We start from the raw sequence: 23,797 nt of genomic DNA, 5'->3' as shown, positions 1-23,797 counted from the left end.
GGTGCGCCACTGCACGAAGAAGAGTCTCGACCCGCCGGAGAGTGGGAGACAGGGCCGAAGGTCACATTCGCCTGTCCGGACGGACGTGCGAGCGGCCGTGCGTCAGACCCCGAGTGCGCCGAGCAGGTGGTAGATGACGTAGGCCGGCCACACGGCAGCTTGCAGCAGGCCGACCACGACGTTCCAGAATTGCCCGTCCGACACCGAGATGAAGTAGATCGCCGCACCGATGTAGGCCAGGAGGAAGAAGAAGCCCCACGGACCGGCCGCCTGCTCGACGACTTTCACGCTTCGCCTGCTCTCGCTCACGGTGTCCTCATCGAGTCGTCGTGGGTGACGGCAACCATCTTCTCCGTGCGCTCCCAGGGGCGCCGACGGTAGAGCTCCAGGAGCTGTGCGCCGAGTCCGAAGAACACCATGGCGAGGAGCACCAGGATGTTGAGCCAGGGGATCTGAAGACCGACGATGAGGATGAGGCCGCCGACGAGCGCTTTCACGACGGGGTGGTGCGCGCCGCGGATCACGAGGCGTCCGAGGTAGTAGGCGCCGTAGACGAACGTCGCGAGCACCGCGCCGATCCACACCACGAGACCGGCGAGTGCGAGAGGTGCACCGACGATCGTGATGACGAGGAACAGGAGGACGGCGGGGACGGCGATGGATGCGAGGAACCCCACCAGCAGCGCCCGCCATGGCGACGGCAGGAGGTGATCGGTCACGCGCTCCAGCACGCGGGGGAAGAGCCACCCCGCGAGTGCCGTGACCAGGCTCAGCGCGATGAGGGCGTACAGAAGCGCGAGGATCCAGCCCAGGATCACCAGCCACGGCGAGATCTGGATGCGGGGGGATTGCGGAGGCTCGATGTGCTGGACGGTCCCCTTCACCGCGCCGTCCGAGATCTGTGCACTCTGGTCGCTCGTATAGGTCACATTCCCGCCGATCGACCCGGTGATCCCGAGGCGCCCGACGCTCACGAAGAGGTCCCTGCCGATCTTTCCCGCGATCGTCATCGCGCTGCTCGCGCTCACGAGATCGTCGCCGAGGGATCCGGTCGAGGCGACGGTCACGTTCGCAGCGAAGATCGTCCCGCTGCGCGAGACCTTGCCGCTGATCGTGACGTCCTGCCCCGCAAGGCGAACGTTTCCGTCGACGGTGCCGGTGACCGTGATGGTCTGTGCCGCCGCGATCACGTCGCCCGTCACGTCGCCGCTGATCGTCACCGTCTGGCCCGCCGCGTACACGTCGCCGTGCACGGCGCCTGAGACATCGATGAACGTCCCGCTGTAGAACTGCGGTCCGTTGCTCCCGGGAGGAGGAGCGGCGTCGGGGGTGGCTGCGAATGCGCCGAGGGGCGCACCGAGCGCCAGGAGCCCTGCCGCGAGAACGGCAGCGATGAGCCGTCGGGTGTGCGCCGCGAACTTCATTTCGAGCCTCTCGTGAGGGCGGGAGGACGCGACGACTCGAGCGCTCGTGCATGTCCCTCGCACCGCGGTGGTGCCCGCCGTCTGGAGTCTGCTGCTCTCGCGCATGAGGCCACAGGGTCGAACGTCCCGCCGGCGGTGCCGGGATGTCCGGAGTCGAGACTGGGCGATGCGAGGAGCCGCGAGCGGCCGGTGGGACCAATGGCCCTGGACCAGGCCTCGATGGTGAGGACGATGAGGTGTGAAGACCCGACCCGAAGGAGAGCAGTCATGAATGAGACACCCGTGAAGCCGATCGTCGTCGGCGTCGATGGTTCTGCCAGCTCGATCGACGCGCTTCGTCACGCGGCGGAGCTCGCCGCGGTGACGGATGCCCCGATCGAGGCCGTCACGGCGTGGCAGTTCCCGATCACCTACGACCGCACGATGACCCTCCAGCCGTGGGACCCCGAGAGCGAGGCGCGGAAGATCGCCGTCGAAGCGATCGAGGAGGCGTTCCCCGCGGGTGCTCCCGAACGCCTCACCAGCGTCGTCGCCGCCGGGCCGGCCGCCGCCGTGCTGGTCAGGAGGAGCGCGGAGGCATCCATGCTCGTGGTCGGAAGTCGTGGTCGAGGCGGATTCGCGGGAATGCTCCTCGGATCTGTCAGTACCGCGTGCGCACAGCATGCGCACTGTCCGGTGCTGATCATGCACCCGTCCGGCGACCGCCACGACCGGCACGGCGCGTCCGCCCGGACAGCCGCGGAGCCGGTCGCCCACTCCGTTCCCGCCTGATCGGATCGACGCCGATCCCACGGCGGGACGTGCGCCGAGCGCGATCCGACGAGAAGGAGCTCCGGTGCAGACGCCGATCGTGACGCTGACGATGAACCCCGCGCTCGATGTGTCGAGCGAAGTGGATCACGTGGTGTGCGAACGCAAGCTGCGTTGCGGACCGGCAGCACTGCATCCCGGGGGCGGCGGGGTGAACGTCAGCCGAGCGATCGCGAATCTCGGGGGTCGCTCCACCGCCGTGTACCCGCTCGGCGGGCCTACGGGTGCGACCTACCATGCGCTGGCCGCATCCGCGGGCGTCGCGGGCGTGGAGATCGCGATCGCCGAGAGCACCCGTGAGAACTTCACCGTGACCGACCGATCGACGGGCGAACAGTTCCGCTTCATCCTGCCCGGGCCCACTCTGCAGGAAGCCGAGTGGACGGCCTGCCTCTCCGCGCTCGAGCAGTGCATGCCGCACGGCGGCTTCCTCGTCGCGAGCGGGAGCCTGCCGCCGGGGACGCCCACAGACTTCTACGCGGTACTCGCGCGCGCCGTGGAGGGGAGCGACGTTCGGCTGGTCGTCGATGCGTCGGGGCCCGCTCTGACCGCGGCGCTGGAAGAGAAGGTCTTTCTCATCAAGCCGAGTGCCGACGAGCTCGCGGAGCTGATCGGCACGGATCACAGCCTGACACCGGATGAGCAGGTACACGCGGCCCGGTCGATTGTCGGGCGCGGAAACGTGCAGATCGTCGCGCTCACTCTGGGGGCCGCCGGAGCACTCCTGGTGACCTCCTCGCTCGTCCTGCGCTTGGCGACGCCGCCCGTCTCGGTCGTGAGCGCTGTGGGCGCCGGCGACGCTTTCCTCGCCGGGCTGGTGCTGCGGCTCGCGGAGGGAATCACGGTGGAAGGGGCATTCCGTACCGCGGTCGCCGCCGGCAGCGCCACCGCCGCGATGCCCGCCACGGAGCTGTGCCGCGCGGCCGACGTGGAACGCCTCGAGCACCTGGTTCTCGAGAGGGCCCCCGAACACGCCTGAGGGGATCGTGGTGGGTGACGAGGTCCATGACGCCGAACGGGTCGGTCGGGTCCTCCCGCCCCTGCGCACCAGATCGATCGACGCGTAGACCGCGGCGAGCCGATCGATGCCCGCCTTGTCCATCAGCGACCGGGTTCTGCCGCGCGACGAAGGCGGAGCCTCCTAGGATCTTCTACTCGCGCTCGTTCGCAAGACGCGCGCGGCGCTCCTCCTCGCGCTTCGAGTACGCGGCCGCGCGGATGGCATCGTCCGATTCGAGGCCCGTGCCCAGTGCGCCGCCGAGGGTCGCCACCGACGCGACGAACCAGGTGAGCACGAACAGGTCGCCATAGCCGGGGGAGTCGCCCACCAGTGACGGGTCGAGGACGAACAGCGCCCAGGCCAGATTCACCACGTACAGGGCCGAGTAGCAGATGACGACTCCGACCGTCAGGGTCAGCAGCGTCGAGGCGTTGTAGAGGCGTGACCTGGCCCGCGCCTGCGTCGATTCGTCTTCGGGGCGGTCCCACAACTCGCCGTCGATCACGATCCACGCGACCACGATCGCGATCGAGGCAATGGTCGCCACGGCAAGTCGCCAGCCTGACAGCGAACCCGCGAGCATCCATACCGTCGGCTCGATGGTTGCCACGGCGCCCGTCGCCAAGGCCGCCACGAGTGCCGACTTCAGACCGGCGGCGAGCAGCCACGGGCGGTTGGCCAGGACCATCCCGAGGAGCAGCCGCCCGCGCCCGCTCACGCCGGGAAGAGGCAGCCGCTTCTCTTCGCGGGAATCAGGTTCGGCCATTCCGCTGACGAGCCCGCGCACCGCCTCGCGGGCGCGGGTCTGAACCCGGAACCCCCCGAGCGCCGGCAGCGAGAGGACGGCGGAATGACGCTGGGGGTCTATCGCGGCGAGGAGGTAGCGGCCGTCATCGTCTCGCAGCGGAAGCTCGGTCACCCCGATCACGAGGTCCCACTCGCTCGTGATGCCCAAGGACCTCAGCCGTCGCAGAGCGGTGTCGATGTCTTCGGAGCCCAGGGTGAACGGCTCGCTCACGAGCTGGATGTCCCACCCCTGACGATCATCGCCCCCCGGCGGCGCCAGATCCGTCATCCGGCGCGCCACGTGGGTGGGTGAGGCCGGGTCGGCCACCAGTCCCACTCGGATCGGCTCCATCTCCGCAACGTACACCCGCACCGTCGAGTAGCCGCATACGAGTGGGCGGTCGATCCGTCTGAAGGGTTGACGTGCGCGCCGGTGCGGCCGGTGCGGCCTCACGACCGGCTTCGCGCGACCCGGCAGTCCGACCGCGGGTGACGGCGACAGGTACGGGGGGCGTCCGTCCCCCGGCGCGCTCGCCGCGTCAGTGGGAGTTCCAGAACGCGGCGATCTCGGATGCGATCGACCGGCCCTGGTCTCTGCCCGCTCGAGCCGCTGCCGGCCGGGTCGCCGGATCCAGCGGGTTGATGCCGATGGCCTCGATCGATGCGTCGTCGGCGAAGATCGTATGAACTCTTCCCGGTGCCAGAGCTGCCAGCTCGGCGTCGCTGATCGCCGGACCCATCGCGGTGATCGCGGCGCTGGGGACGATGATGAGGACGGTGTCGGCTCCCGCGGCGAGATCGGCGTTCGCGCTGGTTCGCGTACCGCCGTCGATGTACGACGTCCCGTCGATGTCGACCGGCGGCCAGACGCCCGGCACGGCGCAGCTCGCGGCGACCGCATCGACCAGGCCGACGCTCGAGTCGCGGTCGAAGACCCGCAACGCGCCCGTCTCGAGCTCCACCGCCGGGATCAGAAGGGGCTGCGCCGTCCACTCCTTCACGGGCAGGCGCGCGTCGATCGCGGCCCGGCGAGCGGCGGGGGCAACGGTGTCGGTGTCGGCGGCGATCCTCCCGATCCGGCGGCGGACCTCTTCGGGCGAGGATGCTCCGTCCATCGCCCCGGTCAGGAGCGCCACCAGTTTCGGCATGTCGAAGTCGACGCTCAGCTCGGCGGACTCCGGCGACACCTGTCGATCGAACAGCTCCGGCAACGGCGTTCCGCCGGCGAGCTGCGCGGCGACGGTCGATCCGGCCGATGTGCCGATGAACGTCGTCGTCGCCGACAGGATGCTCTCGATCAGACCGGGTTGCTCGTCCTGCAGCCCGGTGAGCACGCCCGTCTCCCACGCGATGCCCGCGACTCCGCCGCCCGCCAGTACCAGCGCTCTCTTCGTCATCCGCATGGCGCCATTCTCGACCCCGCCTGCGACATCGGGCCCGATCGATCCCAGCCGTTAGGGTCGAACCATGCGACCGGTGACGTTGACCTGGACGATCGGCGGGACCGGCCTCGTGCTGTGCGGCGTGCTGGGGATGCTGCAGTACTCCCTCTTCGGCGCGGGGCCGGTCGCGGGGATCGTGCAGGACCTGGTGTTCGCCGCGACGGTCCTGCTGTTCGCGCTCGGGCTGTCGAAAGAGGCGAGCGTCGTCGCCCGTAGGCCGCTGGGAGTGACCGCGCTCGCCGTCGTCGCCCTCTGGCCCCTCGTCGTCCTGCTCGCGAATCCACTTCTGCCGACCATGGACGCTGCGACGTTCGATGCCGGACTCGACGCGTATCGGGCGGCGGAGAGCATCCTGACGGCAGCCTTCTACGTGGACATCCTCGTCTCGATCGCCGCGGCCCTCGTCGCCGCCGTACAGATCGCCCGAGCCGGTGTCGTCCCGAGGCCGTGGCGGTGGGCGCCCCTGTGGGCGGTGATCGCTTCTGTCGCGGCAGGCGTGCTCCCTCAGCTGCTCTTCGCCTTCACGGGGCCCGGCGACACGCAACAGTTGGCGAACGCCGCCATGGTCATCGGCGCGCTGGGACTTCTTGTCCGCACCCTCGGGCTCGGCGTCCTGGCTCTGGTCCTCGCTGCGCGCGTCCCTCACCGCACCGTCGAGGTGTTCCGCTCGGCCTGATCCACGACGGCGAGCGTTACTTGGTCCCGGAGGGTGAGGGGCTGGACATTCTCCGCGCGATGTTTGCACGCTGCTCGATCCGGGTAGCGGGTAGGTGGCGAGTGGGGCCGTCGGCGCCCGCACATCCTGTTCGGTTGCGCAACCCCGGGTCGAATGCCCGCCTCGCGGGGTGAGGTGGGATCTCCGAATGAGAGGACGACACCATGTCGGCTCGAAACACCACCGTCCGAACGCTGCACGACCTCGGCCTCGCCGCATGGTTCGGCGGCACGCTGATGGGTGCCGTCGGGCTCAACGGCGGCACGGCGAAAGCATCCGATCCTGCCGAACGGCTGAAGCTCTCTTCGATCGGGTGGGCGAAGTGGTCGCCTGTGCAGGTCGGCGCGCTGATCTTGCACGGCATCGGTGGCGTAGGCCTCATCGTGGGAAACAGGGCCCGACTCGCCGCACAGCCCGGAGCGCGCACGAACACAGCCGTGAAGCTCGCCGTCACGGCCGTGGCCGTCGGCGCCACCGCGTACGCGGGAATCCTGGGCGCCAAGATCGCGCAACACGCGGACGAGGGCGGCGAAGGCGTGACCGAAGCCGACCGCACCGCCTCGGACGCGCTCGCATCTGCGCAACGGCAGCAGCGCGTCGTGCAGTGGGTCATCCCGGCCCTCACCGGTGTTCTGATCATCCTCGCCGCCCAGCAGGGTGAACAGCAGCGCCCGATCGCCGGACTGCTGCGCACGCTCACCCACCGGTGACGTGGGCCGACCCTCCCGGCGACAAACAGAAAGGCTTCGATGAGCACTCACGCTGACCACTCGGACTCCGAGGACTCCGACGACGATCAGAGTTCCTCAAGCGACTCGGCCGCCGAAGCGGGCGCCGAATCCCCCGAGGAAGGTGCCGCAGCGCTGGCCACCGCCGAAGACGCCATCGTCACGGACGAGGACTGATAGGCGCATGAGGTGCCGTTTCGCTGGCACGCTCACATTCTGACCATCCCCGCACCCGGGTTGCGTGTTCGGACCCGGTGCGCTTACATTCGAGAAAGTTGCCCCCGGTCCCCGGTCGACTCCACCGTCACCTCAGCGCTACGCGCGGGACTGGAGCAATCGTGGGAATCCTGAAGTTCGGCCGAACGCGGGCCTCCTTCGCACGCGTGCCCTGCGACACCGAGCCGCTGAGCGAGATCGGAGGGGCGGGCGACTCTTCGCACCCACGTGTCGTGGACATCGACCGTGCCATCGAAGACCTGCTGGGCCGAGTGGCGGGGGGCGACGAGTCGGCGTTGGCCGACCTCTACGACGTCGTCGCGCCGTACGCATTCGGTTTGGCTCTCCACATCGTGGACGATCGTTCGATCGCGGAGCAAGTCACCATGGATGCGTTCGTTCATGTCTGGCGTTGTGCAGGTCAATTCGATCGGTTGCTTGACGACCTGAAGAGCAGCGTCTGCCCCTCCCCGGGCTCAGCGCGCGTGGGCGGGTGCTTCTGGGCATGGTGCTGGCGAACCGTCCGTGGCTGCTGGCCGCAGGGCTCAAGTCCGCGCTCGTTGCGGCATTGGCAACCGGCGCGATCGCAACGATCGAACCGACGGTGTGGCTGCTCGCCGCGTCACTGTCGGGGTGGCGCCTCGCGGTGGCGACCATCGCGTCCATCGCGATCGTGATCACCTGGATCGTGATCGACGGGGGACTCTGGGGCCGTCCTGAAGACGGTTCGGCGCAGGCTCGGGAAAGGTCCCGCCTGTACAACACCTCGACTCTGCTGACCCTGACGGTCGGAGTCGTCATCTGCTATCTCGCCCTGTACGCAGTGAATCTGGCCCGGGCGCTGTTCGTTCTCGACCCGGCGGTGATGGGCGATTCGCTCGGCACATCGTTCGGCTACGTCGATCTGTTCGTGCTCACCTGGTTCGTCGCGTCGGTGGCGACCATCGGCGGTGCGCTCGGAACGGGCTTGGAGTCGGACGAAGCGATCCGCGCGGCGGCGTACTCGAAGCGTGAAGAGGATCGTCGCGCGCGGCTGGCAGGCGAGCCGGCATAGCAGGGCGCGCCGACGCGCGGCCGGGCTTCGTGACGAACCGACATCCTTCGGTCGGGAGAGCTCAGAGCGGGCTGACTCCCAGGGCAGCTCGCGCACGGACGGCGATGTGGAGGTTGAGCCGGGAGTCCGGGTCGGTGAGGTCACGCCCGGTGACCTCACGGATCCGCCTGAGCCGGTAGCGCAGCGTGCTGCGGTGGACCATCAGGCCATCCGCGGTGCGGTCGTAATTGCCCCCGGAGTCGAGGTACACGGTCAAGGTGTGGACCAATTCGGAGTGGTGGTCACGGTCGTGCCGGACCAGCTCACCGAGCCATTTGTCGAGGTACAGTCCAAGTTCGACCCCGCCGTCGGACGAGTTGAGGATCCGGAGCAGGCCGAGATCATCGTGGCTTGACAGTCCGTATGCCGGATGCGACCGCACCCGGACGTTTAACGCCGTGGTCGCTTCCGCGAAGGAGCGCGCAAGTTCGGCGGTTGTGCATCGTCCGCCCACACCGATCGTGCCTCGAGGGCTGGACACAGTGGATGACATCATGTCGTAGAGGTTCGAGATATCGCAGTCGGCGACCACCGCGAGGACGATGCCGGGTCGTCGTGAGATGAGGGCGGGCACCCGCATCGTCGCGAGTACACGCCGCAACGCGCCGCCGATGTCGACATGGTTCGGCGTCAGGTCCTCCCAGGAGACGAGCACGACGCGTTGGGAACGGCTGAGATCGAAATGGAGCGCCTCGGCGCGAGCGAGGGCGTCGACGACGTCGGCGCCGGTGACGAGGTCGTCCGCGAGGTCACGACCCAGCCGGATCTCGACCTCGGCGACCCTGCGATCATGGGCCAGTTCGACGGCGATCATCGCACTCGCATAGTCGACGGCGAATCGATCGTCGTCGCTGCGGACATCATCCGGATCATAGATCCCGATCACGCCGAGCATCTCCCTGCCCGACTGGATCCGGGTGGAGCGCCATCCGGCATTGAGCATGAGCAGGGCGGCGCTCAGATTCGTGACGAGGGCATACAGGTTTGACGGCGCGGGCGAGTCGCCGACGCCGATGAAGGCGCGTTGGTTGCCGAAGGAGTCCTGCAGCACAACCGATCGTCGGGTGATCGCGCTCAGCGCCTCGACGATCTGCGCCTCGCCATTGCTGGCGCCGGCGGCGGCGACGAGCGAATCTCGAATCTGCCCGTGCGAGTTCAGGCGCACGATCGTTGCCGCCAGCACGCGATTCGAACTCGCCTGAGTCTCGCCGACCTGCCGAAGCTCATCCGCTTGACGCCGCTCGCGCTCGATGAGTCCAGCCGTGGCCAGCGCGGCTCCGGTCGGCTCGGCGAGCGCGCCGAGTAGGAACACCACTTCACGCGACGGTTCGACGCCGGCGTCGAGCACCATTGCTCCCTGGACCTTGCCAGTCCCGCGGAAGAAGAGCGCGTACCGCCAGGGTTTTCCATGCTCAAGGACGCCGCTTATCCCTTCACGAGCATCCACCAATGAATCCAGTCGGCGATTCGCCCTGCCCGAGTACCGCACAAGATGATCCCCCGCGGCGACGTACACGGCGGGGATGGTGCATCCGGAGATCGCCCTCGCCGAGGCAACTGCGAGCCGGAGGGTTCGCTGCCTCGTCGGCTGCGCGAACATTTTCGAGCCCACTCTGAAGAGGCCGTATAGATCCGACTGTGTCGTGGCATCGAGGTCGGTTCTTGCGACGAGGTCTGGTTCGCTCCGGGGGCACATGCTGGTGGACTCCGCGCAGTCCACGCTACTCGCTCCCGGCCAGGCCCGACAGTGCTACGGCACCGACCTCTTCTGCCTCGCCAGGTCGAAGACACCGCCGCTAGGGAGGCGGACGCTCAATCGACCGAAGCGCAGACAGCGAAACCGCGTCGGGCGGTTGACACGACGACATCACGAAGGGGCGCATCTCATGGCCAAAGCAGTCGGAATCGACCTCGGTACTACCAACTCGGTGATCGCGGTATGGGAGGCGGGCGAGGCGAAAGTCATCCCGAATGCAGAGGGCGCGCGCACGACCCCGTCGGTCGTCGGGTTCACAGACACCGGTGAGCGACTCGTCGGACAGTTGGCCCGGCGGCAGGCGATCCTGAACCCCAAAGGCACCATCTCGTCGGCGAAACGGTTCGTCGGGCGCAATTTCGACGAGGTCGAAGAAGAGGCGAAAGCCGTGGGATTCGATATCGCGCCCGGTCCGAATGGGGAGGCCAGGTTCACGGTCCGCGGCAAGCTGTACGCGCCCGAGGAGATCAGTGCGCTGGTGCTCCGCAAACTCGTCGATGACGCCGCCAAGTTCCTCGGTGAGAAGGTCACCGAGGCGGTCATCACCGTCCCCGCCTACTTCAACGACGCGCAGCGCACGGCGACAAAAGACGCCGGCCGCATCGCCGGACTCGAGGTGCTCCGTATCATCAACGAACCGACGGCGGCGGCCCTCGCTTACGGGTTGGACAAGAAGGAGCACGAGACCGTGCTGGTCTTCGACCTCGGTGGCGGCACGTTCGACGTGAGCCTGCTCGACGTCGGCGACGGTGTCGTGGAGGTGCGCTCGACCTCGGGCGACACGCACCTCGGCGGGGACGACTTCGATCGCCGCATCGTCGATCACCTCGCCGATGAGTTCCAGAAGGAGAACGGCATCGACCTCCGCAACGATGCCCAAGCCCTCCAGCGGCTGTTCGAAGCGGCCGAGAAGGCCAAGGTGGAACTCAGCTCCGTGAGCCAGACCCAGATCAGCCTCCCGTTCATCACGGCGGACGCCGCCGGTCCGAAGCACCTCACAGCCACCCTCAAGCGCGCCACGTTCGAGAACATCACCGCCGACCTCGTCGAGCGCTGTATGGACCCGGTCCGTAAGGCGATGGCGGACGCGAAGGTCACCGAGAATGACATCGACGAGGTCATCCTCGTGGGCGGGTCGACCAGGATCCCGGCCGTGCAGAACCTCGTCAAGCGACTCACCGGGGGCAAGGACCCCAACATGACCGTGAACCCGGATGAAGTGGTCGCCATCGGAGCGGCCATCCAGGCCGGCGTGCTGAAGGGTGAAGTCACCGATGTGCTCCTGCTCGACGTGACTCCGCTGTCCCTGGGCGTCGAGACGCGCGGCGGCGTGATGACGAAGATCATCGAACGCAACACGACCATCCCGGCGCGTCGGAGCGAAGTGTTCTCCACCGCTCAGGACGATCAGGATTCCGTAGAGATCGTGGTTCTGCAGGGAGAACGCGAACGCGCTGCTGACAATCGCGTCCTGGGCCGATTCACGCTGACCGGCATCAGGCCGGCGCTGCGCGGAGAGCCGCAGGTCGAGGTCACGTTCGACGTCGACGCCAACGGGATCCTCAACGTGAATGCGCGCGATAAGGACACCGGCGTCGAGCAGGGGATCACGATCAGTGGCACCACCAACCTCGATCAGGCGGAGATCGAACGCATGGTGCAGGACGCCGAGCAGCACCGCGCCGAAGATCAGCATCTGCGCGAAGACATCGACGCGCGGAACGAACTGGATGCCGCGGCGTACCGGGTCGAGCGCACTCTGTCCGAGCACGGCGACTCTGTGCCGCAGCATGAGCGCGCCCGCGCCGAGATGCTGGTCGTGCAGGCGCGGGATGCGGTCGGACGGGATGTCCCCGCATCCGAGGCGCGAGAACTCACCAGCGAACTGCAGCAGGTCGATGCGGCTCTGGCCCTCGCTGTGGCGCGTGTCTCGGATGCGTCGTCACCCGGCGACCCCGCGGATGAAGACTCCGATGCGGATGACGTTGTCGACGCCGAGTTCGATCGAGCATAAGAGAGACCGAACATGGATGACCGGGATGCGCGGGCCGCGGACACCGATGACCGCCCTGCGTCGGACGAGCACGCCGACCTCCGGGAAGAGCCCCTGGGGGTCGCGTCCGACGAGGTGAGCCGACGGCTTGCCGAACTCGAGGATCGCTGGCATCGCGCGGCCGCCGACCTCGACAACGCGCGGAAACGGGCCGCTCGCGAACTCGCGTGGGCGCGCGACGCCGAGCGGGCTCGCGCCGCATCCGTCTTCCTCCCGGTCGTGGACGGTCTCCAGGATGCCGTCGCCTACGCCGAAGGGGCCAATGCCGGCCTTGTCGAGGGCATGGAGTCCATCCGGGACCAGGCAGTCTCCGCGCTCGAACACCTCGGATACCCTCGCATCGACACAGCGGGTGTGCCGTTCGATCCCCGGATCCACGAGGTCGTGTCGGTCGTCGACCCAGGGGAGCGGCCGCCTCAGACGGTGGTGGCCGTCTCACGTCTGGGATTCGGCACACCTGAGCGGCTGCTGCGGCCGGCAGGAGTCGTCGTCACCTCGGCAGACGGGTGACGCCGTGGCAGACGACTATTACCAGCTGCTCGGCGTCGCACCGTCGGCGGATGCCAAGGAGATCCAGCGCGCCTACCGCAAGCTGGCCCGCAAGTATCACCCGGACGTGAACAAGGGAGCCGGTGCAGAAGACACGTTCAAGCAGATCAGCGAGGCCTACCACGTGCTGGCCGATCCGGAATCCCGGACCCAATACGACAGGTTCGGGGCGGATTTCCGTCAGTTCGCGGGTGCCGAACGCGAGTACGCATCGCGAAGCCGCGCGGGCGAAGGCGCAGGCGGTGGCCGCGCGAGGACCCGCCCTGGCCCGTCCGGGTTCACCTGGTCGAGCGCGCGGGGCGCGGCCGGTCCCGGCGGAGCATCCGTCGACTGGGGCGACCTCTTCGGCGATGTCTTCGGTTCGGCGCGGGGGACGGATCACCAGGTCGAGATCGAACTCACCCTCGACGAGGCTTTCCGCGGCGGCTCCCGGACGATCGTCGTGTCCGGTCCGGATGGCGATCGTCAGACCTTCGACGTCCAGATCCCGGCGGGTGTTCTCGACGGCCAGCGCATGCGCATCTCCGGTGGCGGGGGCGCCGGGAGAGACGACGGCGGCGCCGGCGACCTTGTCATCACGTTCCGTGTGCGTCCGGACCGCCGCCAGAGGCTGGACGGCAAAGACATCGAGATCGATCTGCCGATCTCACCGTGGGAGGCCGCTCTGGGATCGAGCGTCCCGGCTCGGGCGCCCGGCGGCCAGATCACGGTTCGGGTCCCCGCAGGCTCGTCCAGTGGCCGTCGACTGCGGTTGAAGGGGCAGGGCATGCCGCAGCAGGGAGGAAAGCCTGGCGATCTGTTCGCGAGGGTCAAGATCATGGTCCCGCCCAGCCTCACCGACCGCGAACGCGAGCTCTTCGAACAGCTCAAGCGCGAATCCGCCTACGATCCGAGGTCCGCATCGTGACCAATCCTCTGCTTCCCGTGCTCCCGCCGCGGATGGACATCGGAATGGTCGCCGCGGCGTCGGGAACCCACCCTGAGCTCGTCCGGCGATTCGTCGAGCTCGGACTCGTACCCGCCCGTCCGGACGGCGCGGGGCGCTGGTGGTTCGACCCAACCGCGCCCGAGCTGGTGCGCCGGATCGTGCGCCTCCACGCCGATCTCTCGCTCAACTACGCCGCCGTCGCGCTCGTCATCGACCTGCTCGCACGGATCGATGTGCTCGAAGGCAAACGATGGCTGATCCGCTCCAGAACGGGGACCGCACCATGGATCTGAACAGACTCACCCAGAAGTCGCAGGAAGCACTGCACGACGCGCAGACCAAAGCGCTCCGATTCGGCCACCAGGAGGTGGATGGCGCGCATCTGCTGCTGGCGCTGCTGGATCAGAACGAAGGGTTGGTCCGGCCGCTGCTCGCCCGATCGGGTGCGGACGTGGACCGGCTGAGAGAAGACCTGGAGGCAGAGCTCGGGAAGCGCCCGCGCGTCACAGGCTCGGCTGCCGAGCCCGGGAAGGTGTACGTGACCCAGGGGCTCAATCGCGTCCTCGACGCTGCCGATCAGGAGGCCCGCAGGCTCAAGGACGATTACGTTTCCGTCGAGCACCTCGTGATCGCACTCCTCGACGAAGGTTCCGGCTCGGCAGCCGGCCGGATTCTCGCGCAGCACGGCGTGACCCGTGACTCGTTTCTGAAGACACTGACCGAGGTGAGGGGGTCGCAGCGGGTCACATCCGCCACCCCGGAAGGAACCTACGAAGCCCTCGCCAAATACGGTCGCGATCTCGTCGCAGACGCGGCCGCCGGACGCCTGGAGCCGGTGATCGGCAGAGACGCGGAGATCCGTCGCACCGTCCAGATCCTCTCGCGCAAGAGCAAGAACAACCCGGTGTTGATCGGCGAGCCCGGTGTCGGGAAGACCGCCATCGTCGAAGGACTGGCGCAGCGGATATACAACGGCGACGTGCCCGAGGGACTGCGCGACAAGTCGGTTTTCGCCCTGGACATGGCCTCCCTCGTCGCGGGTGCGAAATACCGCGGCGAATTCGAGGAGCGGCTGAAGGCCGTCCTCAACGAGGTGCTAGCCGCCGAAGGGGGGATCCTGCTGTTCGTCGACGAGCTGCACACCGTGGTCGGGGCGGGCGCGACGGAAGGTGCGATGGACGCGGGTCAGATGCTGAAGCCGATGCTCGCTCGCGGCGAGCTGCACATGATCGGCGCCACGACGCTCGACGAATACCGCACGCACATCGAGAAGGATGCGGCCCTCGAGCGCCGGTTTCAGCCAGTGGTGGTCGACGAGCCGAGCGTAGAGGATGCCCTGTCGATCCTCCGCGGCCTGCGGGAGCGATTCGAGGTGTTCCACGGTGTCAAGATCAACGACGGCGCTCTCGTGGTCGCGGTCAGCCTGAGCCACCGGTACATCTCCGAGCGGTTCCTCCCCGATAAGGCCATCGACCTGGTCGACGAGGCCTGCGCGATGCTGCGTACCGAAATCGACTCGATGCCGGCGGAGTTGGACGAGCTGACCCGCCGTGTCACGCGACTCGAGATCGAGGATGCCGCGGTGGCTCAGGAGACCGACCCGGCCAGTCAACGTCGACTCGAGGAGCTGCGGAAGGAACTGGCCGATCTGAAGGCGGCGGCTGACGCCATGCGTGCCCAGTGGGAAGCGGAGCGCCAGGCGCTGCGCGAGGTGCAAGCGCTGCGTCGGGAGATCGAGCAGGTGCGTTTGGAGAGCGAACGGGCCGAGCGCGAGTACGACCTGAACAGGGCGGCGAGCCTGCGTCACGGCAAGCTGCCCGAACTGGAGCGCCGGCTGCAGGCGGCCGAGGAACGTCTTGAGGCCAAGCAGGGCGCCAGACGTCTGCTCCGGGAGATCGTGACAGCCGACGAGATCGCCTCGATCGTGGCTCAGTGGACCGGCATCCCGGTCAGTCGCCTCCAGGAGGGCGAACGGGCGAAGATCCTCCGGCTCGACGAAGTGCTCCACGAGCGGGTGATCGGGCAGGACGAGGCGGTGCAGCTGGTCACGGACGCCGTGGTTCGGGCACGCTCCGGCATCAAGAACCCGACCCGACCCATCGGCTCGTTCGTCTTCCTCGGCCCGACAGGCGTCGGCAAGACCGAGCTGGCCAAAGCGCTCGCGGAAGCCCTCTTCGACAGCGAGGAGAACATCATCCGCATCGACATGAGCGAGTACCAGGAGCGGCACACCGTGAGCCGCCTCGTGGGAGCCCCACCCGGGTACATCGGCTTCGAGGAAGGCGGCCAGCTCACCGAGGCCGTTCGACGCAAGCAATACGCGGTGATCCTGCTCGACGAGATCGAAAAGGCACACGTCGACGTCTTCAACATCCTGCTCCAGGTGCTCGATGACGGGCGACTCACCGATTCGCATGGTCGTACCGTCGACTTCCGCAACACCGTGATCATCATGACCTCCAATATCGGGTCGGAGTACCTGCTCGAGGGCGTCACCCCGAACGGCGAGGTGACGTCGGAGGCCCGCACAATGGTGATGAGCTCGCTGCGGTCCCATTTCCGGCCCGAGTTTCTGAATCGGATCGACGAGATCGTGGTGTTCAAGCCGCTGACCTTCGCGGAGATCGAGCTCATCGTCGATCTCCAGCTCAATGAACTGCGCGAACGGCTGGCCGAGCAACGGATCACGCTCGAGACCACCGAGCAGTCTCGACGGTTCATGGCGGAAGAGGGCTTCGATCCGGCGTACGGCGCGCGTCCTCTGCGGCGGTTCATCTCCCGTGAGGTGGAGACACGCGTGGCGCGCGCTCTTCTGCGCGGCGACCTGCCAGAGGACTCCACCATCGTGGTCGACGTCGTCGACGGGGAACTCACCGTCGCGCCCCGCCAACCCGACAACCAGAAGGCAGCGGCATGAGCACAACGGTGAAGGGCCCGTCCACGGTCGTGGTGTGTCCGCATTGCGGCACGAAGAACCGGGCGCCCGCAGCGGCTCGAGGAACACCTCGCTGCGGAAACTGCAAGAACCCGCTTCCTTGGGTGGTCGACACGTCCGACGCGGATTTCACCACGGTGGCGGATGAGGCGACTGTACCGGTGCTCGTCGACGTGTGGGCGCCGTGGTGTGGTCCCTGCCGGATGGTCAGCCCTGCGCTGGAGCAGTTGGCAACAGAGCTCGCGGGAAGGCTGAAGCTCGTCAAAGTCAACGCGGATGAGGCGCCGGAGGTGAGCCGACGGTTCGAGGTGCAGGCGATCCCGACGCTGATTCTCATGCATCACGGCAGGGTGATCGTCAAGCAGGTCGGCGCCGCGCCCGTGCAGGTCCTGCGGTCGTGGGTCACCGAGCACCTGCCTACGGAGGATTCAGAGACCACCAGGGCGCAGAACCCATCGGCCGGGGAGGACGGGCTGTGACCGCGATCGCCGGTGGGGTGGTCCACGACCCGCACCTGCGCCTGGTGCGACCCGTGGGGCCGCCCAGAGCCAACGGCTGCGAGGAGTGCTTGCGACTCGGCACCCCGTGGGTGCACCTGCGGCAGTGCCTCACCTGTGGCGAAGTCCTCTGCTGCGACTCGTCCCCCATGCGCCACGCGCGCGCTCACGCCGCGACGACGGGTCACGTGATCGTGCGTTCGATCGAGCCGGGGGAGAGCTGGAGGTGGTGCTATGTCGACGAGCAGTTCGTCTGAAGCGGAGTTCTCCGACCTGCCCGAGACCCCCGACACGTACGGTGCGTATCCTCGGCTCGCCGACGAGCAGATCGGGCTGCTCTCTCGGTACGGTCAACGCAAGCGGCTGGCCAAGGGCTCGACGCTGTTCTGCGAGGGGGACCGGGACTGCGGTCTGTTCGTCGTGCTGGACGGACAGGTCCGGGTCGTCCAGGATGACAACCCGGAGGGGCCGCGTGTGATCGCCGTACACGGGCGCGGTCGATTCGTGGGCGATCTGTCGATGCTGACCGGGCAGGCCGTCTACGTCACCGCCGTCGCCCAGACCGACGTCGAGGTCTTGGAGATCCTCTACGACAGGCTCAAGGAGGCTGTCACCCAGAGTCAGGCCCTCGGCGACCTCATCCTGCGAGCCTTCATCCTCCGCCGCAACATCCATGCCGACCTCGGCATCGGACTCCGGATCATCGGCTCACGATATTCAGCCGACACTCGCAGATTGAGGGATTTCGCCAGCCGCAATCGCGTCCCGTACCGCTGGGAGGATCTCGAACAGGATGCAGAGGCCGAAAGCACACTGCAGGCATTCGACATCTCACCAGACGAGACCCCCATCGTCATCTGGAAGGGACACAACATCCTCCGCAACCCCAGCAACACGGAGCTCGCTGAGCTCCTGGGCCTTCGGGAGGACGCGGCGCCGCGCGATGCGGTCGACATTCTGGTGGTCGGCGCCGGGCCGGCCGGGCTCGCGGCGGCGGTGGCGGCGGCCTCCGAGGGACTTTCCACGGTCGTGCTCGATGCGATTGCGACCGGCGGTCAAGCGGGGACCTCGTCTCAGATCGAAAACTACCTCGGCTTCCCTGCCGGCATCTCGGGCGGCGAGCTCGCCGACCGAGCGGTGGTGCAGGCTCGCAAGTTCGGTGCCGCCTTCATGATCCCCGGCGAGGCTCAATCACTCGAACACATCGACGGCCATTTCGACGTGGGGCTGATCGACGGGGCTCATGTGGAGGCGCATACGGTGGTGCTCGCGACCGGTGTGCGGTTCCGCCGCCTCAGCGTCCCCGGAATGGACCGGTTCGAAGGACCGCATGTCTACTACGCGGCCACCGAGTTCGAAGCGCGCCTGTGCCGCGGCGACCCGGTCGTCATCGTCGGCGGTGGCAACTCCGCCGGGCAGGCTGCCTTGTTCTTGGCCCGCACCGCGGCGGACGTCACCCTCATGATCCGCCACGACGACCTCACCCGCGACATGTCGCGCTACCTGGCGGAGCGGATCACTGCGGACCCCCGTGTGCAGGTGTGGCGAAACTGCGAGGTCTGCGAATTGCGGGGTGACCAGCGCCTTGAAGAGGTGATCGTCCAGGACCTGAAGACAGGCGAGCGCCGCTCTCATGCAGCGACCGCTCTCTTCGTACTGATCGGCTCCGAGCCGCACACCCGATGGCTCACTGGCGCGATCGCGCTCGACGAACGGGGGTTCGTGATGACGGGTGCGGGCACGGGCGCCGCTGTGATGTTCGAGACCTCCAGCGCGGGCGTCTTCGCGGTGGGGGACGTACGCAGTGGTTCGGTGAAGCGAGTGGCATCCGCCGCGGGGGAGGGCGCTGTCGCCGTGCGCCTCGTCTACGAGCATCTCGTCCAGGCTGGCCGGAGGTGAGCTGGGCGGTGGAGGCGGCCGTCGACTCGCGGGTCTCCCGTACGAGTCCTCGCTGCATCGCGTTCGGACAGTTCGCATCGCGGGACGAGGATCGATACGCCAATCAGTTCTGTCCGCCTGGCGAGTACTGTTCGGCGGTCGCAGGGTCGAAATGTCCAAGAAAAGTCATGTGAGAGGAGCAGTCATGTCATACAACGTCGGGTACTTCGTGGGAAGCCTGTCGTCCACCTCCATCAACCGCATCGTCGCGAAAGCGCTGATCAGTGTGGCGCCGGATGATCTGGAGTTCACAGAGATCCCCATCCGGGAGCTTCCGCTGTACAGCCAGGACTACGACGCCGACTACCCGCCCGCGGCGCGGGCGTTGAAGCATGCGATCGCCGCGACGGATGCGGTGCTGTTCGTCACTCCGGAGTACAACCGCTCCATCCCGGGAGGTCTCAAGAACGCCATCGATTGGGCATCTCGCCCCTGGGGAGAGAATTCGTTCGACCACATCCCCGCCGCCGTCATCGGCGCCTCGATCGGCCAGATCGGCACCGCTGTCGCGCAGCAGAGCCTGCGCGGGGTACTGAGCTTCTGCAACGCTCGCCAGATGACGGCCCCGGAAGCGTACATCCAGTTCTCGGCTGACGACTTCGGTGAGGACGGCAGCTCGCTCAGCCCCCGAACGGCGGAGTTCCTCGGTGCATTCATGGCCGAGTTCCGCGATCACATTCAGCGTGTGCTCACCGTGTTGCCGCGGTAGGAGCCGACGTCACCTGACCTGCTGATAGGTGACTGGCACTGATGTCGTGAGACATCACAGTGCAGCGCGCCTCGAAAGATGTGGGCAAAATGTGGGCAAAACCGCTTTCGCCGTATACGCGAAGGGCCGCGATCCCTTATAAACACTGGGATCGCCGCTTACCGGAAGTGGACGCGACGGCGGGAGTCGAACCCGCAACGCTCCCGGGTATGAACCGGAGCCCGGGACCGCCCGGATCGCCGCGATGACTCGACGCTAACCGCCTGACACGCGCTGTGCCGTCGTATTTCCGCCCATTGCGCGGCGCGGCGGAGTATGACGGTCGGCCTCTGCGAACGTCATTCGTACCCGAATCGTCATACGCGCGATACCCACGGTGCAACGGGTGTGGCTAGAGTGACGCCCGGGACTAGTCGACGTACCGGGGGGCCACGTAGTGAGTGTCAGTGAATCGACGACCGAATTGCCGCGCATCGACGGTCCGCCGGCGAAGACGCCGAAGAAGCGACGCCGGGGTGGGCTGAGCATCCAGTCGAAGCTCCTGATCATGCTGCTGTCGGTGAGCCTGATCTCATCGGTCATCGTCGGCATCATCGGCTACGTGAATGGACGCGAATCGCTGCGCGAGGCGGCCATCGATCAGCTCACGACGATCCGCGAGCTGCGCGTAGGCGAGCTCGAGTCGGCCATGAAAGGCATCCAGGACGGCGTCGCCCTCGACTCTCGCAACCTGAGCGCGCAGACCGCGTCGAGGGCGATCAACGCCGGGTGGGACGACCTGCAGAATCGGCAGCTGTCGCCCGATGAGGAAGCGAAGCTCGAGGCCTACTACACCGATACGTTCAACCCGCAGCTCGAGGCGCGGACGGGCAATGCCTACAGCCCGACGGCTTTCATTCCGTCGTCCAACGCGGGCAGGTGGGCGCAGTACCACTTCACGACGCAGTTCTCCGATTTCGATCAGGCGCTCGCCGTCAACGACGGCAACGACGGCACCCCCTACTCGGCCGCGACGGAGCAGTACGGCGACTACCTGACGCGACTCGTGCAACAGGTCGGGTATGAAGACCTGCTCCTCTTCAACCTGCAGGGCGATGTCGTCTACTCGGCTTACAAAGGCATCGACCTCGGCACGAACGTGGTCGACGGACCGTTCCGCGACTCGGCGCTCGGCAAGGCCTATCAAGAGGCGATCGCGACCAACAGCACGTCGACCGTCATCACGACCGACTTCGAGCGGTACATCCCCTCACTCAACGCACCCGCGCTGTGGGTGCTCTCGCCGGTCGGCAACGACACCGCGATCACGGGGGTGCTCGCGGCACAGATCCCGATCTCGAAGATCAACGACGTCATGACCGGCAAGAACCGCTGGAAGGAGCAGGGGCTCGGCGACACCGGCGAGGTCTATCTCGTCGGCCCCGATCACCTGATGCGCAGCATCTCTCGCGGTCTCGTCGAAGATCCGGAGGACTACGCGCAGCGCGCCATCGCGAACGGCACGCCGCCTGATGTGGCCAAGCGCATCGTCGAGGTCAACGGCACGGTGCTTCTCCAGCCGGTCAACACCGTCTCGGTCGAGAACGCGCTGAAGGGAGAGACCGGCACCTCGATATCGACCGGCTACCTCGGCAATGAGAACATCACCGCCTACAGTCCGATCGACGTGGACGGGCTGAACTGGGTGGCCGTCGCCCGCATCGACACCGCCGAGGCGTTCGCGCCCGTCGTCGACTTCACGCGTACGCTCCTGCTCTCGCTGCTGGCGATCATGCTCGTGGTGAGCCTGCTCTCGCTCGTCCTCGCTCAGGTGTTCACGCGACCGATCAAGAAGCTCGTGGATGCTGTGCGCCGCGTCGCCGGCGGAGACCTCGCGGTGCAGGTGCCCAGCGGATCGCGCGATGAGATCGGCGACCTGGGCCTCGCGTTCAACGACATGGCATCGAGCCTGCGGATCAAGCAGGACCTCATCGACGAACAGCAGATCGAGAACCAGAAGCTCATGCACACGCTCATGCCCGAGGCTGTCGCCGACCGGTATCGCAGCGGTGAGGAGACGATCTCCGAGGAGCATGACAACGTCTCGGTCGTCTTCGCCGAGCTGGTCGGGTTCGACGAGCACGCGCGCGACCTGAACGGTGAAGAAGAGACCGTTCAGCTCAATGCCCTCATGCGCGGCTTCGACGAAGCTGCGACCAGGGCGGGCGTGGAGAAGGTGCGGGCCCTGCGAGGCGGGTACCTCGCCTCATCCGGGCTGATCATCCCGCGCGTGGACAACGTCCGGCGAGCGGTGGACTTCGCGAAGGAGATGCGCGGCGTCGTCGAGCGCTTCAACGCCCAGCACGGCGCCGATATCGACCTGCGCGCGGGTGTCGACACCGGAACGGTGACGAGCGGTCTCGTGGCGCGCACGAGTCTCGCGTACGACCTGTGGGGGGATGCGGTGAGCCTCGCCTACCGGGTGCGCAGCGTCACGGGTGAGCCGGGGATCTACGTGAGCGAATCGGTGCGCGACCGGCTGCAGGACTCCACGGTCTTCACTCAGGCCGGTACGGTCGAGCTGCAGGGCAAGACCCAGACGGTGTGGAGGGTGCAGTAGCCATGGCGGGGTTGTCGGACGCCTGGGTCACCTGGGCGATCATCGTCGCCATCGGGGTGCCGGTACTGCTGGTGGTCCTGACCGAGATCCTCGGCGCTCTCACTCGGCGGGGGAGCCCCGTCGCGGGCCCGATCAAGCTGCTGCGCAACTGGGTGATCCCGGTCGCGGCCCTGTTCGCCCTGCTGCTTTTCGCCGTACAGTCGCCGGCCGACATGGTGTGGACCCGCGTGGTCGCGACGATCCTCGGATTCCTGCTGATCCTGCTGGTGCTCTCGGCCTTCAACGTCGCCCTGTTCGCGAACGCGAAGGTCGGGTCGTGGCGCGAGCGCATCCCGTCGATCTTCGTCGAGATCGTACGTCTGATCCTCGTCGTCGTCGGTCTGGCTCTGCTGTTCCAGTGGGTATGGGAAGCGGATGTCGGTGGCTTGATCGCCGCGCTCGGAGTCACGTCGATCGTCATCGGCCTCGCTCTGCAGAATGCGGTCGGCGGCGTCATCTCGGGACTCCTGCTGCTCTTCGAGCAGCCGTTCAAGATCGGCGACTGGCTCGAGGTCGGCTCCATCAAGGGCCGCGTCATCGAGGTGAACTGGCGTGCATGCCACATCGACACGGGCTCCGGCATCCAGATCGTGCCGAATTCGACGCTGTCCGCCGCATCGTTCACGAACATGAGCCAGCCGACCGGCCCCTTCTACGCCGAGACGGCGATCAAATTCACGACGGACGATCCGCCGCACGAGGTCATCACCCTGCTGATCGAGGTCGCCGATTCGCTCCCGATGCGGGTGCCCGGCGAGCGTGCCTCGGCCGAGTACGCCGGCTCGGGGGCGTACAGCGTGACTCTTCCGATCGCCGGGCCGTCCGAGCTGCAGCGCGCGATGAGCCTGTATCTTGCCTGGCTCTGGTACGCGGCACGCCGCAGGGGTCTCGCGCTCGATGGCGATTCGACAGACCCGATCGCCGAGCCCGGCAGGCTCGAGGCCGCGCTCGAGGTGGTCGGGCCCACCCTCCATCTGGGGGAGACCGAGCGCGCGATGGTGCTCGCGAGCTCGCGTCTTGAACGCTACGGCGCCGGCGAGATCGTCATGCCGACAGGAGTGATCCCGGCCGAGATCCGCTTCATCGTCCAGGGCCACGTGCGCCTGGCCGTCGAGGCCGGCGGCGGCAGGATCGAGTTCGCCACCGCGGAACCGGGCGACTACGTCGGGCAGACCGCGCTCACGCGCGAGCGCACACTGACCACCGCGATCGCGGCCGACGTGCTCACGGTCCTCGTCGTCCCGCTCGCCACAGTGGACGAACTCGTGCGTTCCCGGCCCCGGCTGGCGGCCGAGATCGGCGAGTCGATCGAACTCAAGCGCAAGCTCGCCGCCGAAGCCCTCGCGGAGGCCGGAGTGGTCCGGGGGACTCTCCGCGGCTGAGTGCGGCACGTCGACCGCAAGCTTTTATGCGGTGAGTCGCTGACAATCTCCTATTTAGACGCTGGGAAGCTCCTGTGCAACCCTATTGACGATCGTGTGCGGATCTCTTAGCGTCGCCATGTAAAGGCGCCGCCGAGAACAGTATGCTGATATGCAGCATCGAACTCTCTTCATACGGTGCTCATCGCATCCCCCGAA

General features: G+C 67.3%; 22 protein-coding genes and 1 tRNA gene. 17 read left to right on the top strand and 6 right to left on the bottom strand.

What is annotated here, in order from left to right; all coding sequences use genetic code 11:
* Nucleotides 1-102: 102 nt before the first annotated feature.
* On the bottom strand, nucleotides 103-309 hold the full coding sequence (locus F6B43_RS07490) for a hypothetical protein (protein ID WP_246159837.1): 207 nt from the start codon (nucleotides 307-309) through the stop codon (nucleotides 103-105).
* A complete protein-coding gene (locus F6B43_RS07485) occupies nucleotides 306-1,424 on the bottom strand; it encodes a DUF8173 domain-containing protein (RefSeq protein WP_150448174.1) in 1,119 nt (372 codons plus the stop codon). The genes F6B43_RS07490 and F6B43_RS07485 overlap by 4 nt, the downstream gene beginning before the upstream one ends.
* 267 nt (nucleotides 1,425-1,691) lie before the next feature.
* Between F6B43_RS07485 and F6B43_RS07480 the strand changes: the two genes are divergently transcribed.
* Together F6B43_RS07480 and F6B43_RS07475 are read left to right on the top strand one after the other, a co-directional pair.
* Nucleotides 1,692-2,195 (top strand): universal stress protein, encoded by a 504-nt coding sequence (locus F6B43_RS07480; RefSeq protein ID WP_150448173.1) that lies wholly within the window; start codon nucleotides 1,692-1,694, stop codon nucleotides 2,193-2,195.
* A 64-nt stretch (nucleotides 2,196-2,259) separates the two neighbouring features.
* Nucleotides 2,260-3,213, top strand: coding sequence for a 1-phosphofructokinase family hexose kinase (locus F6B43_RS07475; protein ID WP_246159836.1), 954 nt, complete (start codon nucleotides 2,260-2,262; stop codon nucleotides 3,211-3,213).
* A 172-nt stretch (nucleotides 3,214-3,385) separates the two neighbouring features.
* Here F6B43_RS07475 and F6B43_RS07470 read toward each other — a convergent pair whose 3' ends face one another.
* The gene (locus F6B43_RS07470; RefSeq protein ID WP_246159835.1) at nucleotides 3,386-4,372 is read right to left on the bottom strand and encodes a hypothetical protein; all 987 of its coding nucleotides are present in this window, start codon (nucleotides 4,370-4,372) and stop codon (nucleotides 3,386-3,388) included.
* A 187-nt stretch (nucleotides 4,373-4,559) separates the two neighbouring features.
* Nucleotides 4,560-5,417 (bottom strand): patatin-like phospholipase family protein, encoded by an 858-nt coding sequence (locus F6B43_RS07465; RefSeq protein ID WP_211368054.1) that lies wholly within the window; start codon nucleotides 5,415-5,417, stop codon nucleotides 4,560-4,562.
* A gap of 70 nt (nucleotides 5,418-5,487) precedes the next feature.
* Between F6B43_RS07465 and F6B43_RS07460 the strand changes: the two genes are divergently transcribed.
* The 4 genes from F6B43_RS07460 (at nucleotide 5,488) to F6B43_RS07445 (ending at nucleotide 8,175) form a co-directional block, all read left to right on the top strand.
* Nucleotides 5,488-6,138: a hypothetical protein gene (locus F6B43_RS07460; RefSeq protein ID WP_150448171.1), complete on the top strand. Its 651-nt coding sequence runs from the start codon at nucleotides 5,488-5,490 to the stop codon at nucleotides 6,136-6,138.
* A 203-nt stretch (nucleotides 6,139-6,341) separates the two neighbouring features.
* On the top strand, nucleotides 6,342-6,887 hold the full coding sequence (locus tag F6B43_RS07455) for a hypothetical protein (RefSeq protein ID WP_150448170.1): 546 nt from the start codon (nucleotides 6,342-6,344) through the stop codon (nucleotides 6,885-6,887).
* Between the two features lie 39 nt (nucleotides 6,888-6,926).
* Nucleotides 6,927-7,082: a hypothetical protein gene (locus F6B43_RS19865; protein ID WP_246159834.1), complete on the top strand. Its 156-nt coding sequence runs from the start codon at nucleotides 6,927-6,929 to the stop codon at nucleotides 7,080-7,082.
* Between the two features lie 532 nt (nucleotides 7,083-7,614).
* The gene (locus F6B43_RS07445; protein WP_246159833.1) at nucleotides 7,615-8,175 is read left to right on the top strand and encodes a hypothetical protein; all 561 of its coding nucleotides are present in this window, start codon (nucleotides 7,615-7,617) and stop codon (nucleotides 8,173-8,175) included.
* Nucleotides 8,176-8,236: 61 nt separating this feature from the next.
* Here F6B43_RS07445 and F6B43_RS07440 read toward each other — a convergent pair whose 3' ends face one another.
* Nucleotides 8,237-9,565: a PucR family transcriptional regulator gene (locus F6B43_RS07440; RefSeq protein ID WP_246159832.1), complete on the bottom strand. Its 1,329-nt coding sequence runs from the start codon at nucleotides 9,563-9,565 to the stop codon at nucleotides 8,237-8,239.
* Nucleotides 9,566-10,100: 535 nt separating this feature from the next.
* Here F6B43_RS07440 and dnaK point away from each other — a divergent pair.
* The 9 genes from dnaK (at nucleotide 10,101) to F6B43_RS07395 (ending at nucleotide 19,579) form a co-directional block, all read left to right on the top strand.
* On the top strand, nucleotides 10,101-11,984 hold the full coding sequence (dnaK, locus tag F6B43_RS07435; protein WP_150448168.1) for a molecular chaperone DnaK: 1,884 nt from the start codon (nucleotides 10,101-10,103) through the stop codon (nucleotides 11,982-11,984).
* Between the two features lie 12 nt (nucleotides 11,985-11,996).
* Complete coding sequence (locus F6B43_RS07430; RefSeq protein WP_150448167.1) at nucleotides 11,997-12,533, top strand: nucleotide exchange factor GrpE; 537 nt, start codon at nucleotides 11,997-11,999, stop codon at nucleotides 12,531-12,533.
* 4 nt (nucleotides 12,534-12,537) lie between these two features.
* Complete coding sequence (locus tag F6B43_RS07425; RefSeq protein ID WP_150448166.1) at nucleotides 12,538-13,479, top strand: DnaJ C-terminal domain-containing protein; 942 nt, start codon at nucleotides 12,538-12,540, stop codon at nucleotides 13,477-13,479.
* The gene (locus F6B43_RS07420) at nucleotides 13,476-13,793 is read left to right on the top strand and encodes a chaperone modulator CbpM (RefSeq protein ID WP_211368052.1); all 318 of its coding nucleotides are present in this window, start codon (nucleotides 13,476-13,478) and stop codon (nucleotides 13,791-13,793) included. Before F6B43_RS07425 ends, F6B43_RS07420 begins: the two co-directional genes overlap by 4 nt.
* Nucleotides 13,784-16,417 carry an ATP-dependent chaperone ClpB gene (gene clpB, locus F6B43_RS07415; RefSeq protein ID WP_150448165.1) on the top strand — a complete coding sequence of 878 codons (2,634 nt, stop codon included), beginning with the start codon at nucleotides 13,784-13,786 and terminating at the stop codon, nucleotides 16,415-16,417. The genes F6B43_RS07420 and clpB overlap by 10 nt, the downstream gene beginning before the upstream one ends.
* 122 nt (nucleotides 16,418-16,539) lie before the next feature.
* On the top strand, nucleotides 16,540-16,914 hold the full coding sequence (trxA, locus tag F6B43_RS07410; protein ID WP_343030078.1) for a thioredoxin: 375 nt from the start codon (nucleotides 16,540-16,542) through the stop codon (nucleotides 16,912-16,914).
* Nucleotides 16,911-17,189, top strand: a complete 279-nt coding sequence (locus tag F6B43_RS07405; protein WP_150448163.1) for a UBP-type zinc finger domain-containing protein — start codon at nucleotides 16,911-16,913, stop codon at nucleotides 17,187-17,189. The genes trxA and F6B43_RS07405 overlap by 4 nt, the downstream gene beginning before the upstream one ends.
* A complete protein-coding gene (locus F6B43_RS07400) occupies nucleotides 17,167-18,831 on the top strand; it encodes an FAD-dependent oxidoreductase (RefSeq protein WP_150448162.1) in 1,665 nt (554 codons plus the stop codon). Before F6B43_RS07405 ends, F6B43_RS07400 begins: the two co-directional genes overlap by 23 nt.
* A gap of 184 nt (nucleotides 18,832-19,015) precedes the next feature.
* Nucleotides 19,016-19,579 carry an NADPH-dependent FMN reductase gene (locus F6B43_RS07395; protein WP_150448161.1) on the top strand — a complete coding sequence of 188 codons (564 nt, stop codon included), beginning with the start codon at nucleotides 19,016-19,018 and terminating at the stop codon, nucleotides 19,577-19,579.
* 168 nt (nucleotides 19,580-19,747) lie between these two features.
* Here F6B43_RS07395 and F6B43_RS07390 read toward each other — a convergent pair.
* Nucleotides 19,748-19,823, bottom strand: a tRNA-Met gene (locus F6B43_RS07390).
* Nucleotides 19,824-20,015: 192 nt separating this feature from the next.
* On the opposite strand from F6B43_RS07390, the gene F6B43_RS07385 reads away from it, so the two are divergent.
* On the top strand, nucleotides 20,016-22,178 hold the full coding sequence (locus F6B43_RS07385; RefSeq protein WP_150448160.1) for an adenylate/guanylate cyclase domain-containing protein: 2,163 nt from the start codon (nucleotides 20,016-20,018) through the stop codon (nucleotides 22,176-22,178).
* A gap of 2 nt (nucleotides 22,179-22,180) precedes the next feature.
* Nucleotides 22,181-23,599, top strand: coding sequence for a mechanosensitive ion channel domain-containing protein (locus F6B43_RS07380; RefSeq protein ID WP_150448159.1), 1,419 nt, complete (start codon nucleotides 22,181-22,183; stop codon nucleotides 23,597-23,599).
* Nucleotides 23,600-23,797: the final 198 nt, after the last annotated feature.

The sequence above is a fragment of the Microbacterium rhizomatis genome (assembly GCF_008710745.1).
GTDB lineage: Bacteria > Actinomycetota > Actinomycetes > Actinomycetales > Microbacteriaceae > Microbacterium > Microbacterium rhizomatis.
The sequence above is the reverse complement of the archived record's forward strand: the minus strand, read 5'-3'. Positions and strand labels throughout refer to the sequence as shown.